Raw genomic sequence first — 15,120 nt, forward strand, 5'->3', positions numbered from 1 at the left:
CCTGACAAGAAAGGCACTCGCGCTCAGTTCGGTACGCCTCTCTCTGCGCCAGCAACACGTTGTTTTTCAACAATATCCGGACCTTGCGGGCTTTCGCCGCAGTCGCGAAAAAACTACATCCAAGAGCGCCTCCCGGTGTCTCGAACGGAGGGCAGAGCAGGCGGTCGGTTCAAGCCCAAGCAACACTGCGAAATACCCTGTGATGCGTCATAGAAACCGTTTGGTCATTGTCCGTCACTGTGCAAACTCTGTCCTCGCACCCGAACCTGACTCGTCAAAAAGAACCAGCTGGCCTCTTTGGAGATTTTGCATGCCAAGAAAAGAAGCGCACCAAGAGTTCGCTGAAATCAGCCTCGAGGCAGAAACGCTCGCAGCTCAGGCGATAACAACCACCCTAAGGGATTTTGGTCAACCAATCTCCGAGATTCGGGCGATGTTGCACGAAGCCAACGCTCCAGTCTCAAGCGATGTGATAGAAGTGACAGGAGTATCCTTGTCAGAACGGATGATTGAGGGCGTGACCTGCATGGTCATCGATCCGCCGGTTCCACGGGGCAATCGTGAAATCATCTATCTTTTCGGGGGAGGGTTTTCGGTAGGCAGCCCTTTCGAGGACCTGCCGATTTCAGCCAAACTCGCCGAAAAAACCGGTGCGCGAGTAATTGCCCCCCATTATCCACTTGCTCCTGAGAACCCATTCCCTGCAGCTCTAAATGTCTGTGAAGATGTCATCTCTACCCTCCTCAGAGAAAACACTGGGGCATGTCTTTGCGGAGAATCCGCCGGCGGAAATCTTGCTCTCGCAACTGTCCACCGATTGAAGGCACGTGGAGAACGTCTTCCACGCGCGCTGGCACTCATGTCGCCTTGGGTGGATATCAAGAACCTAGGGGATAGTGGGGTTGCCCGACGCGACCCATTTCTGCGTGCGTCCGAGATCGACGTATTTCGCTCACTGTATATTCCAGAGAACGCTGATCAGACCAGCCCCGATCTGTCGCCGATTTACGGACCTTTCGATGACCAATTCCCCCCGGTATTTGTAACCAGTGGAACGCGGGATTATCTGTTGAGTGGCTGTGTTCGTTTAGACCGGATAATGAGAGAATCCGGAGCCACTTGCAATTTAAGAGTCTGGGAAGGCATGTGGCATGTGTTTGAGTTCTACCCGAGCATTCCTGAGGCCGAGGCGTCAATAACGGATATTGCAGAATTTTTGGCCCAAAATCTCTACTGAACGAAAGCAAAGAACTAAGGTGTTTTGTACGTAGGCTTTCCCCGTGCCGTGGCCCTGCGTTGGACCTACCGTGTATGACAGCTTAACATCGTTCGCGGCGTGCTGCATATGCAAAGAGCTGCCAAGCGACCAATGACTAAAATGGGCTCGGACCTGCCGTTCTTTGCCTGCTGCGTCACCTCGTTGCGTCATAGCTCGAGGTTTGCCTCGTAAGCGGTTCGAATTGTTACTAGGCTGCGCCAGACGTTCAATCGAGAGGAAAGACAGGTGCCGCATGAGCTGGATCAGAACAGTGCCGTTGGAAGAGGCGACCGGAAAGCTGAAGAATCTTTACGAGAGGGTGACCGGCCCGTCCAATAATGTGGACAACATCATGATGGCGCATTCTTTGCGGCCGCATTCGATGGAAGGCCATATGGCGATGTACAAGGCGGTGCTGCATCACTCGGGTAACAAGATACCGAAGTGGTTTCTTGAGGTGCTGGGCGTGTGGGTCAGTTCTCTGAATCGGTGCGGGTATTGCGTCGAACATCACTTCGCCGGTTTGCAGCGGTTGCTTGGCGACAAAGCGCGAGGCAATGCGATCCGGGCGGCGATTGAGGCACGTGATCCAGTTGCTTCTCCGTTGGATCCAGCGCAGGTCGCCGCCATGATCTATGCCCGTAAACTGACCGAAAGTCCGGGGGACCTGGTCGAGGCGGATGTGATCATCCTGCGTGAGGCGGGTTGGGACGATGGAGAAGTCCTTGAGATCAATCAGGTCTGTTCGTACTTCTCTTATGCAAATCGAACGGTGCTGGGGTTGGGATGTTCGATTGTCGGGGACGAGTTAGGTTTGTCGCCGAACAATTCTGACAACCCTGACGATTGGGGGCATCGGTAAAAGATCACACAGGTCAGGCAATGCGGACCCATTCCAGTATGGCGTTTGCAACGTCCTGCGGCTTTTGGTGATGCAGCCAGTGGTCGGTGCCGGGGATCGTGACACGGGTCAGGTCCGCAGCAAAAACCTCTAGCCCCTCGGTGGTTTCGGGCAAGAGCGCCTTGTCGTCAGGGCCCCAAAGCAACAGGTGCGGGCATCGGACATGCAGCCGGTCGTGCGGCAGGTCCGGCAGGTCTGTTGCCGGAAGTCCGGGTTCAGCCACAACCAGTGGAGAGGCGCGATACCAGTTCAGCATTGCCTCCAGCCTCCCGGAGCGAGCCCATTCGGTGCGATACTCGACCATGCGGCTTTCGGTCAGCCAATCCAGTCCCATGCCATGGCGAAAGAACCTTTCGAGCACTGCAAAGTTGTTTTCGGACAGTTTCTGGGCCGCATCTTGTGCCCGCAATTGGTTGATGTACTGCGAGGCTTCCGATTGCGCACCGCCTGCGGCCATGGCGCGTTGAAACGGAACCGGGTGCACGCCGTTTGCGATGACAAGCCGGTTAACCAAATCAGGACGGAACATAGCAAGGCCATAGGCCACCGATGCGCCCCAATCGTGACCCAGCACGGTACAAGGCGCTCCGTGGCTCTCGATCAAGGTGGCCATGTCGGACACCAGTTGCGATAGGGCATAGTTCTGCACCCCTTCGGGGCACCAGCTTTGACCATAGCCGCGCTGATCTGGGGCGATGCAATAGAAGTGATCCATCAGATGCGGCGCGAGATCCGCCCAGGCGCCGCCGTATTCCGGGAAGCCGTGCAGCATCAACAGCGGTGGTGCATCGGAGTTGCCCCAGAATCGGACACAGAAGGACTGGCCATTCAGGTCGGCAAAAGACGTGCGCATGGGAACCTCTGATCCGGTGTGGAATTTATGGGTTTTTGAGGCATCAATTTGACACCAATCAAAGCGCATTCAAGACGTTTCTGCTAGCCCTCATTCAGGACAGTAGAAAAAGGAAAAGATGTATGGAAGCCATTGCTCCGGTCGAAGCAAAATCCCCTCAGATCAAATCCGTACCAGCCAATACAGCCGAGCCCGTCGCGCCCAGTCCCGAGAAAATCCGGCAGGCGTTCGAAAGTGGGAAATACCCCTACGGCCGCAAGATGGCACGGGCGATTTATGAGACGCAGAAAGCCAAGTTGCAGGCCGAGCTTTTGAAGGTTCAGCTGTGGGCGCAAGACACGGGGCAGCGGTTCGTTCTGCTGTTCGAAGGCCGCGATGCCGCTGGCAAGGGCGGCACGATCAAACGGTTCATGGAGCATTTGAATCCGCGTCAGGCTCGAGTGGTCGCTTTGAACAAACCCACCTGGGAAGAGAAAGGGCAGTGGTATTATCAGCGCTACCTTCAGGAGCTGCCAACCGTTGGTGAAATGGTGTTCTATGACCGGTCCTGGTACAACCGCGCGGGTGTTGAGCGGGTGATGGGCTTCTGCTCGCCCAATGAGTATCTGGAGTTCATGCGTCAGACGCCGGAACTGGAACAGATGCTGGTCCGCTCGGGCATCCAATTGTACAAATACTGGTTCTCGGTCACGCAGGAGGAACAGCAACGTCGATTCAAAAGCCGCGAGACCGATCCGCTGAAACAGTGGAAACTTTCACCCATCGACAAGGCCAGCCTCAGCAAATGGGATGATTATACCGAGGCGAAAGAAGCGATGTTCTTTTACACCGATACTGCGGACGCGCCCTGGACGATCATCAAGTCGAACGACAAGAAACGGGCTCGGTTGAACTGTATGCGTCACTTCCTGTCGACGCTGGATTACCCCGGCAAGGATCATGACGTTGTCGGTGATCCTGATCCGTTGATCGTGGGGCAGGCGCATCACGTCATTCATCGGTCTGAACATATTCTGGGTGCAACATTGCATCCGGACGCCCGTTAAACACCAAGGTGCCCGTTCTCATGCCAGGAGCGGGCACCAAAGTCTCACAATGAAATTTTAGTGATCCACTCTTGTCCCGCGCCAAGCCCGCGCATATGGCTGGTGCTATGACAAAAGTGATGACATATCCCGCTCATTTTCGGGCGATTGCGGTGCTGGGCTTGCCCCTGGTCGGAGGGCATCTGGCGCAGTATGCGATCAGCTTGACAGATACCATCATGTTGGGTTGGTACGGGGTCGAGGCGTTGGCTGCGGTCACATTGGCCAGCAGCTATTACTTTGTGCTGTTTTTGTTCGGTGCGGGGTTTGGCTGGGCCGTCATGCCAATGGTTGCCACAGCGGCAGCAGAAGGGGACGAAACCAGCATTCGCCGCTCAACCCGAATGGGGCTTTGGCTGTCATTGCTGTACGCAGTGGTGGTTATGCCCTTGTTGTGGTGGTCTTATCCGATCCTGATCGCCATGAAGCAGGAACCGCAAATTGCTGAAACCGCTTCCGAGTATTTGCGCGTTGCAGGTTGGGGGTTGTTTCCGGCCCTGCTTGTGATGGTGCTGAAGTCCTACCTTGCGGCATTGGAACGGACGCAGATCGTGCTGTGGATCACGGTCGCGGCGGCATTTGTGAACGCGGTGACCAACTATGCGCTAATCTTCGGCAATTGGGGGGCACCGGAACTGGGCGTGACGGGGGCGGCCATCGCCTCAATCGCAACCCAGGTCGTTTCGCTGATCGCTGTTGTTATCTACGTGGTTCGGACGCTGCCGGAACACAGCCTTTTTCAACGGTTTTGGCGGCCGGATTGGGAGATGTTCGCCAGCGTATGGAAGCTGGGTGTGCCCATTGGTCTGACCACTCTGGCCGAAGTTTCGCTGTTTGCAACATCAGCGGTGATGATGGGGTGGCTGGGTCAGGTCCCTCTGGCCGCGCATGGGATCGCGCTGAACCTCGCTTCGGCTACCTTTATGGTGCATTTGGGGTTGTCAAACGCCGCCACCATCAGAGCAGGCAATGCGCTGGGCCGTCGGGACAGGGCACATCTGGAAAAAGGTGCAATTGCCGTAACGGGCATGTCGCTGGTCATGTCCGTTCTGACGGTTATCCTGTTTCTGACCTGTGCCGAACCGCTGATTTCATTGTTCATGGAGACTGACGATCCGCAACGCGGGCAAATCCTGGCTATTGGGACTGGGTTGCTTGCTATGGCGGCACTGTTTCAACTGGTCGATGGGGCGCAGGTCATTGCACTGGGTCTGCTGCGCGGATTGCAAGACGCCAAAATTCCCATGGTCATGGCCGCACTCAGCTATTGGGTCGTTGGAATCCCGGCGTCGTACTATTTTGGTTTTGTCCGGCAGATGGACGGCATCGGTGTCTGGCTGGGGCTGGTGCTTGGTCTGGCATTCGCGGCCGTGCTGCTGATGGCCCGGTTCTGGATGCATTCGGTGCGGCAGATGCAGGCACCGGCTGAACTGGCTTAGCCTTTGCTCAGGCGATCTGCCTTTTTGCGCACCAAAACCGTGCGCAGGTCGTGCATCGCCATCAGCAACCGGTCGGTCACGTCTTCAAGCTGTTCGTCACTTGCCTTGGACTGCGCCCATTGCGTGGTCAGGTTCAGGTAGTCAACGGCACGATGGATATCGTCGATGTCGCGCTGGGCCAGTACGGCCCGACGCTGCTCCATCCATTGGGCGATCTCTGACTGATCCCGTTCGGACAAAACCCGCTGCCCTTGCGGTTTGACGTCGCCATTGCGGATATTGATGACCGCGATCTGGTCCATCTCGATACGGCGTTGGCGGTTCTCTGTATCGACCCGAAACACCGCAGCCCCGTTTTCACGGATACGAAAGTAGTATTCGGGAAGTTCGGTGGACATGTTTACCTCAGAGATGTACAGAAACGCTGTATACGGCTGCAGGCCTCGGTCAGGGCCGCATCGGACGTAGCGTAGCTGACCCGGAAATTCGGCGAAAGGCCAAAGGCTGCGCCAAACACAACGGCTACATCTGCCTCTTCCAGCAAAGCCGTGGCAAATGCTTCGTCAGTGTCGATAACCGTTCCGGCAGGCGTCGTTTTGCCAATCAGTCCTGCGATCGAGGGATAAACATAAAACGCGCCTTCGGGCGTGGGGCAGGTGATGCCGTCGATTTCGTTCAGCATCCGAACCACCAGATCGCGACGACGTTTGAAGGTCTCGTTGTTCGGAGTCAGAAACTCCTGCGTACCGTCAAGCGCCTCGACCGCGGCCCATTGGCTGACCGAGCAGGGGTTCGAGGTTGATTGCGACTGAACCTTTCGCATCGCCGCGATGATCTCGACCGGACCCGCTGCATAGCCGATGCGCCACCCGGTCATGGCATAGGCTTTAGAGACACCATTGCAGGTAAGCGTCCGGTCATAGAGACCGGGCTCTACTTCGGCAGGGGTGCAGAATTCAAATCCGTCATAGGCCAGGTGTTCATACATGTCGTCGGACATGATCCAGACATGCGGATGGCGCATCAGCACATCGGTCAGAGCCTTCAGCTCATCCCGGCTGTATCCTGCGCCCGTTGGGTTAGAGGGCGAGTTGAAGATGAACCACTTTGTTTTGGGGGTGATTGCGGTTTCCAATTGTTCCGCAGTCAGCTTGAAACTGTTCTCGAGTGTCGTCTCAACGACAACCGGTGTTCCACCGGCAAGCAAAACCATGTCGGGGTAACTTACCCAATAAGGCGCGGGGATGATCACCTCGTCGCCGTCATTCATCGTCGCCATCAGAGCGTTGTACAGCGTTTGCTTGCCGCCGGTTCCGACCGAGATTTGAGCGGGTGTATACTCAAGCCCATGATCGCGCTTCATCTTAGCGCAGGCTGCTTGTTTCAGCTCGGGAATGCCGTCTGGTGCGGTGTATTTGGTTTTACCCGCCGCAATTGCCGCAACAGCGGCGTCTTTGATGTTCTGAGGCGTGTCGAAATCCGGCTCACCCGCGCTCAGCCCGATAACATCGCGCCCGGCGGCCTTAAGCTCGGCTGCCTTGGCTGTCATAGCGATGGTGGGCGAAGGTTTAACGCGTGACAGTGTCGCAGACAGGAAACTCATGAGTGGCCTCGGTTTGTATGTTCAACCTGACTGTCATAGGGTGCACCGGAATGACGATCAAGCCGTATGGATAATGTGAATCGGAGACCCGAATGATTGATGAACAAGACTGGTATGGTCCGGAGTCTGCAACATTTGGGGATCGTTTGGCGGGCGCTCGCGAAGCTGCCGGAATGACGCAAGCAGAATTGGCACGCCGTCTTGGGGTCAAGAAAGCGACAATTGCAGATTGGGAAAACGATTTGTCCGAGCCGCGAGCAAACCGATTGTCGATGATGGCGGGTATGATCAATGTCTCGATCATGTGGCTGCTGACCGGTGAAGGCGACGGCATGGACGCGCCGGTGGAAGAAAGCGAAGGCGGTATGGAACTGTCAGTCGCGGTGGCCGAACTGCGTGCCATTCGCGGCGAGATGCGCGCGAGCGCCGAACGTGCGGCGCGGCTGGAAAAGAAAATGCGCCTGATGCTGGAGCAGAAGAATTGAGCGAACCCCGGGATGTGCGCATCAAACGCATGAAAATGCGGTCCATGCGGCGTGGGATCAAGGAAATGGACATTATCCTGTCCGCCTACGCAGATCGCAACCTGGCTGACATGGATGAGGCCAGGCTGGATGATTATGACGCGCTGCTGAATGAAAATGACCAGGATCTATATCAGTGGGTCACAGGGCAGGTAAAATCGCCTGCACAGTTTTCCCGTTTGATATCGGACATCGCTCAAACGTTTCAAAAGTAACAAAACTTTCCGCTTAACCGATTTTTTGGATTTTCGGTTCATCGTGTCTCAAACAGCGCGACTGAATCGGAGGGTCGGATGAGTATGGAAATGCAGGTATCGGGATCGGGAACCAAGGGGTTCATGACCAGCTACCTTGAGGCGCTGGCCCTTGTGGAAAGATTGCACCGCTTGCTGCTGGACGTCATCAAGGACGAGTTTGAGCGCGTTGGCGTGTTGGAAATCAATGCTGTGCAGGCGCTGCTTCTGTTCAATATCGGTGATCACGAAGTCACGGCAGGTGAACTGAAAAGCCGTGGCTACTATCAAGGCAGCAATGTCAGTTACAACCTCAAGAAACTGGTCGAGATGGGGTACATGCACCATCAGCGCTGCGAGATCGACCGTCGCTCGGTGCGCGTTCGCCTGACGCCGCTGGGCAGAGAGATCCGCGACATCGTTTCCGACCTGTTTGCACGTCACGCTGAGGGCCTGCAAGGCAGGGGAGTGCTGGCACTTGAGGGCATAGAAGACATCACCACGTCGTTGCGCCGCGTCGAACGGTATTGGACCGACCAGATCAGGTATATCTACTGATCAAGGACGGGCTTCGGACAGCACGAGGCTGTCCAACTCTCGGATCAGTTTACGGATCATGGCCTCTTCATAGGCCTCAAACCCCAACGCGACCTCGACGAAGGCGTTTGGCCCTGAAATGACCCAGGCCGTGTAATAGGCGGAAAGCTCGCCCACCTGAACAAAGCGTTGATCTCCGGCCTTAGGGTCATCCGCACCGATGACCAGACCGTTGATTGTTATCCCGCTGTTACGCAGTGTAGCTCGAACTTCGCGGGGATGGGTCCCAAGATTATGCTTGCCATCACCAGACAGATCCAGCGTTCGCCGCCAGCATGTCTTTTGCTGCTGTAGCAAATCGGCGCCAAACGCCATCGCGGATCCAACCGCAGTGCCTTGCGGTGTCGAGCTGCGTGAAGTTTCGATCAAAAGAGTGCTGATTGCGTTTAGATCGGCCTGGGTTTGAATCTCGGTCCAGTTCAGCAGCATTCGTTCATGCCCTGGCTCGTTCCATTCAAAAACTGCCAGTCTTATGGATGTCGCGTCATCGGCCAGCATCAGCTGGCGCACTTCAGGGTGTTGCAGCGCAGCGGCCACGCCCTCTAACTGCAACCTGTATTCCCCGTTGTCGACTGACCCCGACACGTCCAGACCCAAAGCCAATGCGTGCCGGCACTGCGCATGAACAGGCCCGGATATCAGGCAGAACAACACGACAAACAGACGCGCAATCATTGGCCAACACGTCCAATTGCACCGATCTGCAGCCCGCTCAGTTCCCTCTCAAGCTTCTTGCGCATGGCGCGTTCAAAATCTTCAAACCCCTGAGCCACTTCAAGAAAGGCACCGGGGCCATGCAGGACGTTGTTCTCAAAGAAGGGAATCAGAAACAGTTCACCTTCAAAATCGGCGGCGTTGATAACCAGGCCATTGACCACAACGTCACGGGTAAAGAACCGTTGATACGCGATCTGCGGCCCATACCCGTCATTGTTGGACCCGTCACCGGACAGGTCTATCGTATGAAACAGGCATGGGGGCGCGCTTTGCAACAATTTGGCCCCAAACCGCAGCGCGTGCCCCATAGCTGTGGCCGAGCCTTGATTGGACCGGATCGACTGGCTGATTTGCGTTGCGGCGGCGACCAAATTCCCTTGGTTTTCAATCAGGTGCCAGTTCAGAATGACGTGTTGTGTAGATTGCCCGCTCCACTCGTAGACCGCCAAGGCAACGGGCAGGGGTGAGGAAAAGAAGGCCTCTTGTACTTCAGGGGCCAAAAGCGCCGCGGCCAATCCCTGCCTCTGCAAAAGGTCTTCTGCATCGTCGACCGAGACTGAAATATCCATCGCCAGAGCTAGGGCCAAACGGCATTGTTCGGCTTTGATAGGGCCGGCCAAAATGGCCAGCCCCATTGCTATGATCCACCGGATCACCAGCGGCCGGTGTTCTCCATGCTGGCCCAGGGTTCGGCAGGTTCCAGCGCGTCGCCATTCTGCAGCAACTCAACCGAAATGTTGTCGGGAGAACGGATAAAGGCCATGCGACCGTCGCGTGGCGGGCGGTTGATGGTGACGCCGTTGTTCTGAAGGTGTTGGCAGACCTCGTAGATGTTGTCGACGCCGTACGCCAAGTGGCCGAAATGTCGGCTGTCGCTGGGCAGCTCATCATCGCCATCCCAGTTGTATGTCAGTTCGATCGGAGCGTCCTCCTGCCCCGGAGGAGCCATGAAAATCAGTGAGAACCGCCCGGCCTCGCTGTCATATCGGCGTGTTTCCTTGAGGCCCAGAAGCTCATAAAACGCCATGGACTTTTCCAGGTCCCCCACGCGGACCATAGTGTGCAGATATGTCAGCGCCATTTTGACTTTCCTTCTTCGATTTATTTTGCCAGCAACTTAGCGCACTGGTTTGACGTGTCGAGTGCACCGTGGTGTCCAAATCGAAAATAGCGCAGGTTGCGGCATATATCGCGGTTCCGGTGGCGGGATTGGCGAGATATAGTAGGAGGCGACTCATTACCAGAAAGGAAGTTTTGATGCCGCTGTCCGCTGACCAACAGGCCGAGATCGAAGCGCAACGCGCGCAATCGCATCCCACACGTCGCGCCGTTTCAGCCGGAATGGAAGACCATTTGTACACCGCGCATCAGGTCCTGGATCACGGCTTTGTCCGTGTGATCGACTATATGGGCGATGATGCCGCGATCTGTCAGGCGGCCCGTGTATCTTACGGTAAAGGCACCAAATCGGTTCAGAACGACGAAGGGCTGATCCGATATCTGATGCGGCACTGGCACTCGACCCCGTTCGAGATGTGCGAGGTCAAACTGCATGTAAAGCTGCCCGTTTTTGTGGCGCGCCAGTGGATTCGGCACCGGACAGCAAATGTAAATGAATACTCGGCGCGGTATTCTATTCTGGATCGTGAGTTTTATATCCCCGCACCAGAGCATGTAGCGGCCCAGTCAGAGGTGAACAACCAGGGGCGCGGATCAGCACTGGAAGGTGAAGAAGCGGCTCGTGTGCTGGAAATCCTGAAAGCCGACAGCACCCGCTGCTATGACAATTACGAGGCCATGATCAACCAGGATGGACAACAGGGCCTGGCGCGTGAACTGGCTCGGATGAACCTGCCTGCGAACATCTACACGCAGTGGTATTGGAAGGTTGATCTGCACAACCTGTTCCATTTCCTGCGTTTGCGCGCAGACCCTCATGCGCAGTACGAAATCCGCGTATACGCCGACGCGATGTGCAAGATCGTCGCCGACTGGGTGCCGTTTGCCTACAAAGCGTTCGAGGACTACCGTTTGGGTGCGGTCAACCTGTCCGCCCAGATGGCGGAGAGTCTTCGGAACATGTTGGCGGGTGAGACCGTCACGCAGGAAAGCTCAGGCATGACCGCCCGTGAATGGCGTGAGTTTGAAGCGATCATCCGCAAGTAATTCTCACTAACGCCTAGCGTTTGTCTATACATTCTGTCATGGAATCGATACAATGGTTCCATGATCCACGTTTATAAAACTGCTGCTTTGTGCTTGCTCTTTAGCCATACTTTGCCAGCGCAGGCTCAGTCTCCTATCGCAGAAATTCTGTGTGAGCCGACGCACCGGTTACACCAAAAGCTAGAAGGGCAGTTTGGGTCCGAACGTGTGGCCACTGGTGTTCGTGGACCTGAACAAATCATGGAAGTTTGGTCAAACCAGCGCGGCGACTGGACGATGGTCGTGACCTATGCGACCGGAACGTCCTGCATCGTTGCCATGGGCGACAACTGGATTGCTCATGACAGGCCAAAGCCCGCACGAGGGTAATGGAACATGTCCGGTGGGGGGCGGGTGACGGCCGGAAATTGGCCGTCATCCTCAAATGTATCACTCCGCGTTGGGCGGGGGTGTCGCTACAACGGCTTCAATTCAGACGCCATTTGGCGTCCGTCGCGTCCGTCCTGCAACTCGTATGAGACCTTTTGGTTGTCTGCGAGTCCGGTAAGGCCGGACCGTTCTACGGCCGAGATATGAACAAACACATCTTTGCCCCCTTCATCAGGGGCAATAAATCCATAGCCTTTGGTGGTATTGAACCATTTCACGGTGCCGGTTGGCATGTCCCGTGTCTCCTTCTACTTACGCATTGTCCCACAAATTGGTGGGGGCTGTGGTCGGCGTCATCGTAAATTCCACTGTTTCGCGATTGCAGAACAGTCCAATTTACATGTTTCGCCTTTTTCAACATTGCACGGTGAAGTAAAAAATCAAGAATAACTGCCAAAAAGAGGCGTGATTGCCTAAAATGAAAGCACGAGCAGGAGTACCACAGTGATGAAACTTTATGGCTTGAAGGCTTGCGATACCTGTCGCAAGGCATTGAAATCTTTGCCAGATGCGGAATTTCTTGATGTTCGGAAAGACGGTGTGCCGGATTCTGTTCTGTCGCAAGGTTTTGCCGAATTCGGCAATGCTCTGCTCAATACAAGATCAACAACGTGGCGTGGGCTAGATGAAGGCCAGCGCGCAAAAGCACCACTGGAGCTTTTGAAAGAGCACCCGTCCCTGATGAAACGCCCCTTGATCGAAGATAACGGTAAATTGCTGTTGGGATGGACCGCTGAAACCCGGGCGCAGCTTGGTGTTTCCTGAATAGGTACTTATCTGCCCAAGATCAAAAGTGAGGATTTTCTATGCGTAATGCCGCAATGACTTTGGGCGTTATTGCCGGACTGATCGGTATGATCGTCGGGTTTTTCGGATATGCCAAAGTGGTCGTTGTCGACCATGTCGGCGAAATTGACGGGGTTTTGAGCCAAGTCGATAACCCCGGCCTGATCCAGGCCCTTTCGATTATCGCGCCTTTGCTGGCAATTGCCGGAGGGGCGATGGCACCTGCGCGAGCTCTGATCGGCGGGGTTTTGCTGCTGATTTCAGCCGGTGCGATGTACTATGCGTTTGGGTTTGGCGTCTTCACCATGTTCCCGATCGCCTTTGCCGGTGTGGCCGGCGTGCTTGGGCTGGCGGCAGGAAAACCGGACCAGCCCAAAGCGCATTTCTAGATCATTTCAGGCGCAGGATACGGTCCAGCGAGAGCGGGCCTGCGCCGTTGATCACAATGACCAGCATCAGGAAAGTCCACATCGTGCGCTGATCCAGGATGGAAGGCGCGGCGTCAAACAGGCTGCCAAGTTTCACGCCGTGGCCGGTGACGTCGACCAGCGTTTGCACCCAGATGAACCCAATCAATCCCAGCGCCGCCAGACGCGTGAACAAGCCAACCAGCAACAAGGCAGGTAGAACAAATTCAGCGACCGTTCCGAAGAAGATGACGATGCGCTGGAAGAATGTCATTTGGGACACGTCATATAAAACGGCCTCGGCCGCCTTGGGGAAGATCTGACCAAATGCACCAGCCGACGGTGAAAAGATCGAACCGTCGATCTTCAGCATGGCCGAGTTCCAGTAGTAAACCAACAGAACGGCAATGAAGACCAGCCGCGCAAGTGTTGGAGTCAACCAGTTGGACGCGTGGTCCACCTTCTCAAGAGCAGAATTGTGAATTGAGATCAGGGCAGTCATGTCTCCAGCCTTTCGATAGTCACAGAAGTTAATGCACCGCCCTGTAAAAGCAGTGCCAGAGTGGTTCCAAGGTCAAATTCCGGCTGTTCCGCAGCGGTTTTCTCGAATGCTTCGCCAATTGTGTCGCCATTTTTCATATGGGCGATCCAGTCGGCTCCACCAACGGGCAGCAGTTGGGGAATGGGGTCGAATTCCGGGCGTGTGATCAACACATCCTCAGCACGTGCATCCGGTTTCGGGGCATCAGCCTCGGTGTTGAAGCGCCAGATCGCGTGGACGGGCCAATCCGAGCGGATCACCTGCATGGCCGGGGCAAAGTGTAGCCGGGCTTGCATGACTTGCTCGGGATCTACAGCCAGCGCTTTCGTCGGAGCAGGTTGGCTGTCGGCGGCGTGGTAAGAATTGCGCAGTGCAAGTTCCAGCCGCGCGACATCCGGTAGGTAACCAATATGCGAAAGCTGCTGCATTCCAGCCAGGAAATCGGGAAATGCTTCACCGTAGAACATCATCAGCGGCGATGACGGTGGATGCTGACGGAGGAATATCCCAGCCAGCCCGTCCATGTTCTGAGGCCCCATCAGCTTGGTGATGACGGGAAACGCCTGATGCATGGCCTCAGTCAATGAGACGGCAACATTGTTGCGATAGACGCTGAACCGGCGACCGGCTGGTTGCGCCTCGGCATCCAGCAAACCCTCGGGTACGGGGGCCGAGGCATCCATCATGGCTGCGCGGAATTCGGACTGCGAAACGCTCATGCCGGAATCCGCTTGAGTGCGGCCTGCGCACGAACCGCTTCTTCCCGCAGAACGGGCCAATCGGGGACATCGGTGTCCCATTCGATCAGAACGGGTTTCGGTCCCGAACGCTCCAGCACATAATCCAACAAGGCCCAGACCGGATCGACGACTTCGCGCCCATGGCTGTCAATCAACAACGGATGGCCATGGTCGTCTTCGTCTTCATCATGGCCGCCAAGATGAATTTCGCCCACATTCTCAAGGGGGTAAGCGTCAATGTAACCCTGAGGTGAAAAGTCCAGATTGGTCGCTGAAACAAAGACGTTGTTTACGTCCAGCAGCAGACCACAGCCGGTGCGTGTGGCGATCTCTCTTAGGAAATCGGGCTCTGACCATGTGCTTTCTTCAAAAGCCAGATAGCTGGAGGGGTTTTCCAACAGCATCTGCCGCCCAACAGTTTCCTGTACCTGATCGATATGTTCGCATACGCGCGTCAGAGTCGCGTCGGTATAGGGCAGGGGTAGCAGGTCGTTGTAGAAATGCGTGTCATGGGTGGACCATGCCAGATGCTCGGAAAAGCTGGCAGGGTTCAGCCAACCGACCAGGTGTTTCAGCCGGGCCAGATGATCGGGGTCAAGGGGGCCTTCGCCGCCGATGGACAGGCCAACGCCGTGAACCGAGATCGGGAATTGTTCGGACAGGTGGCGCAGCTGCGCCAAGGGGCGCCCACCGTCGCCCATATAGTTTTCCGCATGGATTTCCAGCCATGCGACAGGCCTTGCGTGTTCGAGTATCTGAGCAAAATGTTGCGGTTTGTAGCCAACGCCCGGTGCTGCGGGCAGGCGGTTCGACCGGTGTGCATCATCCAACATGGGTCAGT

At 55.9% G+C, this 15,120-nt stretch carries 21 protein-coding genes; 11 read left to right on the top strand and 10 right to left on the bottom strand.

The window, feature by feature from the left end; translation table 11 throughout:
• Both AC2FJZ_RS21225 and AC2FJZ_RS21230 read left to right on the top strand, forming a co-directional pair.
• A partial coding sequence (locus tag AC2FJZ_RS21225; protein ID WP_496780149.1) for an alpha/beta hydrolase occupies positions 1-1,237 on the top strand: 1,237 nt, incomplete at its 5' end.
• Between the two features lie 274 nt (positions 1,238-1,511).
• A complete protein-coding gene (locus AC2FJZ_RS21230) occupies positions 1,512-2,120 on the top strand; it encodes a carboxymuconolactone decarboxylase family protein (RefSeq protein WP_496780151.1) in 609 nt (202 codons plus the stop codon).
• A 13-nt stretch (positions 2,121-2,133) separates the two neighbouring features.
• Here AC2FJZ_RS21230 and AC2FJZ_RS21235 read toward each other — a convergent pair whose 3' ends face one another.
• A complete protein-coding gene (locus AC2FJZ_RS21235; RefSeq protein WP_496780153.1) occupies positions 2,134-3,012 on the bottom strand; it encodes an alpha/beta fold hydrolase in 879 nt (292 codons plus the stop codon).
• A 122-nt stretch (positions 3,013-3,134) separates the two neighbouring features.
• On the opposite strand from AC2FJZ_RS21235, the gene ppk2 reads away from it, so the two are divergent.
• Positions 3,135-4,058 carry a polyphosphate kinase 2 gene (gene ppk2 / locus AC2FJZ_RS21240; RefSeq protein ID WP_496780155.1) on the top strand — a complete coding sequence of 308 codons (924 nt, stop codon included), beginning with the start codon at positions 3,135-3,137 and terminating at the stop codon, positions 4,056-4,058.
• A gap of 107 nt (positions 4,059-4,165) precedes the next feature.
• Entirely contained in the window at positions 4,166-5,536 is a 1,371-nt protein-coding gene (locus AC2FJZ_RS21245) for an MATE family efflux transporter (RefSeq protein ID WP_496780157.1), read from the top strand.
• On the opposite strand, the gene AC2FJZ_RS21250 is transcribed toward AC2FJZ_RS21245, so the two are convergent.
• Together AC2FJZ_RS21250 and AC2FJZ_RS21255 are read right to left on the bottom strand one after the other, a co-directional pair.
• Positions 5,533-5,934, bottom strand: coding sequence for a hypothetical protein (locus tag AC2FJZ_RS21250; RefSeq protein ID WP_496780159.1), 402 nt, complete (start codon positions 5,932-5,934; stop codon positions 5,533-5,535). The genes AC2FJZ_RS21245 and AC2FJZ_RS21250 overlap by 4 nt on opposite strands.
• Positions 5,935-5,936: 2 nt before the next feature.
• Complete coding sequence (locus tag AC2FJZ_RS21255) at positions 5,937-7,139, bottom strand: pyridoxal phosphate-dependent aminotransferase (protein WP_496780161.1); 1,203 nt, start codon at positions 7,137-7,139, stop codon at positions 5,937-5,939.
• 92 nt (positions 7,140-7,231) lie between these two features.
• Here AC2FJZ_RS21255 and AC2FJZ_RS21260 point away from each other — a divergent pair, with 92 nt between their 5' ends.
• From AC2FJZ_RS21260 to AC2FJZ_RS21270, 3 genes are all read left to right on the top strand, one after another.
• Positions 7,232-7,624, top strand: a complete 393-nt coding sequence (locus tag AC2FJZ_RS21260) for a helix-turn-helix domain-containing protein (RefSeq protein ID WP_496780163.1) — start codon at positions 7,232-7,234, stop codon at positions 7,622-7,624.
• Between the two features lie 29 nt (positions 7,625-7,653).
• Complete coding sequence (locus AC2FJZ_RS21265) at positions 7,654-7,878, top strand: succinate dehydrogenase assembly factor 2 (RefSeq protein ID WP_496780187.1); 225 nt, start codon at positions 7,654-7,656, stop codon at positions 7,876-7,878.
• Between the two features lie 78 nt (positions 7,879-7,956).
• Positions 7,957-8,454 carry a MarR family winged helix-turn-helix transcriptional regulator gene (locus tag AC2FJZ_RS21270; protein WP_496667321.1) on the top strand — a complete coding sequence of 166 codons (498 nt, stop codon included), beginning with the start codon at positions 7,957-7,959 and terminating at the stop codon, positions 8,452-8,454.
• Here AC2FJZ_RS21270 and AC2FJZ_RS21275 read toward each other — a convergent pair whose 3' ends face one another.
• Genes AC2FJZ_RS21275 through AC2FJZ_RS21285 form a run of 3 tightly spaced genes read right to left on the bottom strand, consistent with a single transcriptional unit; the run spans position 8,455 to position 10,291 of the window.
• Entirely contained in the window at positions 8,455-9,168 is a 714-nt protein-coding gene (locus AC2FJZ_RS21275; protein ID WP_496667319.1) for a DUF1194 domain-containing protein, read from the bottom strand. It abuts the gene before it with no gap.
• Positions 9,165-9,866 carry a DUF1194 domain-containing protein gene (locus AC2FJZ_RS21280; RefSeq protein ID WP_496667318.1) on the bottom strand — a complete coding sequence of 234 codons (702 nt, stop codon included), beginning with the start codon at positions 9,864-9,866 and terminating at the stop codon, positions 9,165-9,167. Before AC2FJZ_RS21280 ends, AC2FJZ_RS21275 begins: the two co-directional genes overlap by 4 nt.
• On the bottom strand, positions 9,863-10,291 hold the full coding sequence (locus AC2FJZ_RS21285; protein ID WP_050602023.1) for a VOC family protein: 429 nt from the start codon (positions 10,289-10,291) through the stop codon (positions 9,863-9,865). Before AC2FJZ_RS21285 ends, AC2FJZ_RS21280 begins: the two co-directional genes overlap by 4 nt.
• A gap of 176 nt (positions 10,292-10,467) precedes the next feature.
• On the opposite strand from AC2FJZ_RS21285, the gene thyX reads away from it, so the two are divergent.
• Both thyX and AC2FJZ_RS21295 read left to right on the top strand, forming a co-directional pair.
• Entirely contained in the window at positions 10,468-11,376 is a 909-nt protein-coding gene (gene thyX / locus AC2FJZ_RS21290) for an FAD-dependent thymidylate synthase (protein WP_050602024.1), read from the top strand.
• Between the two features lie 240 nt (positions 11,377-11,616).
• Positions 11,617-11,745 (top strand): hypothetical protein, encoded by a 129-nt coding sequence (locus AC2FJZ_RS21295; protein ID WP_256364005.1) that lies wholly within the window; start codon positions 11,617-11,619, stop codon positions 11,743-11,745.
• Between the two features lie 86 nt (positions 11,746-11,831).
• Here the strand turns inward: AC2FJZ_RS21295 and AC2FJZ_RS21300 are convergent, their stop codons facing one another.
• Complete coding sequence (locus AC2FJZ_RS21300; RefSeq protein WP_050602026.1) at positions 11,832-12,038, bottom strand: cold-shock protein; 207 nt, start codon at positions 12,036-12,038, stop codon at positions 11,832-11,834.
• A gap of 214 nt (positions 12,039-12,252) precedes the next feature.
• Between AC2FJZ_RS21300 and AC2FJZ_RS21305 the strand changes: the two genes are divergently transcribed.
• Entirely contained in the window at positions 12,253-12,570 is a 318-nt protein-coding gene (locus AC2FJZ_RS21305) for an ArsC/Spx/MgsR family protein (protein ID WP_496780165.1), read from the top strand.
• A gap of 41 nt (positions 12,571-12,611) precedes the next feature.
• Positions 12,612-12,980: a hypothetical protein gene (locus AC2FJZ_RS21310; protein ID WP_050602028.1), complete on the top strand. Its 369-nt coding sequence runs from the start codon at positions 12,612-12,614 to the stop codon at positions 12,978-12,980.
• A 1-nt stretch (position 12,981) separates the two neighbouring features.
• Here the strand turns inward: AC2FJZ_RS21310 and AC2FJZ_RS21315 are convergent, their stop codons facing one another.
• Genes AC2FJZ_RS21315 through bufB form a run of 3 tightly spaced genes read right to left on the bottom strand, consistent with a single transcriptional unit; the run spans position 12,982 to position 15,112 of the window.
• Positions 12,982-13,500: a DoxX family protein gene (locus AC2FJZ_RS21315; protein ID WP_050602029.1), complete on the bottom strand. Its 519-nt coding sequence runs from the start codon at positions 13,498-13,500 to the stop codon at positions 12,982-12,984.
• Positions 13,497-14,258, bottom strand: a complete 762-nt coding sequence (locus tag AC2FJZ_RS21320; RefSeq protein WP_496780168.1) for an HvfC/BufC family peptide modification chaperone — start codon at positions 14,256-14,258, stop codon at positions 13,497-13,499. The genes AC2FJZ_RS21315 and AC2FJZ_RS21320 overlap by 4 nt, the downstream gene beginning before the upstream one ends.
• Positions 14,255-15,112, bottom strand: a complete 858-nt coding sequence (gene bufB, locus AC2FJZ_RS21325) for an MNIO family bufferin maturase (protein WP_496780170.1) — start codon at positions 15,110-15,112, stop codon at positions 14,255-14,257. The genes AC2FJZ_RS21320 and bufB overlap by 4 nt, the downstream gene beginning before the upstream one ends.
• Positions 15,113-15,120 lie beyond the last annotated feature (8 nt).

The organism is Ruegeria sp. CDSA079 (assembly GCF_059612245.1).

Bases quoted from the DNA above. Each gene is read 5' to 3' on its own strand.
- AC2FJZ_RS21230 (WP_496780151.1), top strand. From the start codon at position 1,512: ATGAGCTGGATCAGAACAGTGCCGTTGGAAGAGGCGACCGGAAAGCTG.
- AC2FJZ_RS21235 (WP_496780153.1), bottom strand. From the start codon at position 3,012: ATGCGCACGTCTTTTGCCGACCTGAATGGCCAGTCCTTCTGTGTCCGA.
- ppk2 (WP_496780155.1), top strand. From the start codon at position 3,135: ATGGAAGCCATTGCTCCGGTCGAAGCAAAATCCCCTCAGATCAAATCC.
- AC2FJZ_RS21245 (WP_496780157.1), top strand. From the start codon at position 4,166: ATGACAAAAGTGATGACATATCCCGCTCATTTTCGGGCGATTGCGGTG.
- AC2FJZ_RS21250 (WP_496780159.1), bottom strand. From the start codon at position 5,934: ATGTCCACCGAACTTCCCGAATACTACTTTCGTATCCGTGAAAACGGG.
- AC2FJZ_RS21255 (WP_496780161.1), bottom strand. From the start codon at position 7,139: ATGAGTTTCCTGTCTGCGACACTGTCACGCGTTAAACCTTCGCCCACC.
- AC2FJZ_RS21260 (WP_496780163.1), top strand. From the start codon at position 7,232: ATGATTGATGAACAAGACTGGTATGGTCCGGAGTCTGCAACATTTGGG.
- AC2FJZ_RS21265 (WP_496780187.1), top strand. From the start codon at position 7,654: ATGAAAATGCGGTCCATGCGGCGTGGGATCAAGGAAATGGACATTATC.
- AC2FJZ_RS21270 (WP_496667321.1), top strand. From the start codon at position 7,957: ATGAGTATGGAAATGCAGGTATCGGGATCGGGAACCAAGGGGTTCATG.
- AC2FJZ_RS21275 (WP_496667319.1), bottom strand. From the start codon at position 9,168: ATGATTGCGCGTCTGTTTGTCGTGTTGTTCTGCCTGATATCCGGGCCT.
- AC2FJZ_RS21285 (WP_050602023.1), bottom strand. From the start codon at position 10,291: ATGGCGCTGACATATCTGCACACTATGGTCCGCGTGGGGGACCTGGAA.
- thyX (WP_050602024.1), top strand. From the start codon at position 10,468: ATGCCGCTGTCCGCTGACCAACAGGCCGAGATCGAAGCGCAACGCGCG.
- AC2FJZ_RS21295 (WP_256364005.1), top strand. From the start codon at position 11,617: ATGGAAGTTTGGTCAAACCAGCGCGGCGACTGGACGATGGTCGTGACC.
- AC2FJZ_RS21300 (WP_050602026.1), bottom strand. From the start codon at position 12,038: ATGCCAACCGGCACCGTGAAATGGTTCAATACCACCAAAGGCTATGGA.
- AC2FJZ_RS21305 (WP_496780165.1), top strand. From the start codon at position 12,253: ATGAAACTTTATGGCTTGAAGGCTTGCGATACCTGTCGCAAGGCATTG.
- AC2FJZ_RS21310 (WP_050602028.1), top strand. From the start codon at position 12,612: ATGCGTAATGCCGCAATGACTTTGGGCGTTATTGCCGGACTGATCGGT.
- AC2FJZ_RS21315 (WP_050602029.1), bottom strand. From the start codon at position 13,500: ATGACTGCCCTGATCTCAATTCACAATTCTGCTCTTGAGAAGGTGGAC.
- AC2FJZ_RS21320 (WP_496780168.1), bottom strand. From the start codon at position 14,258: ATGAGCGTTTCGCAGTCCGAATTCCGCGCAGCCATGATGGATGCCTCG.
- bufB (WP_496780170.1), bottom strand. From the start codon at position 15,112: ATGTTGGATGATGCACACCGGTCGAACCGCCTGCCCGCAGCACCGGGC.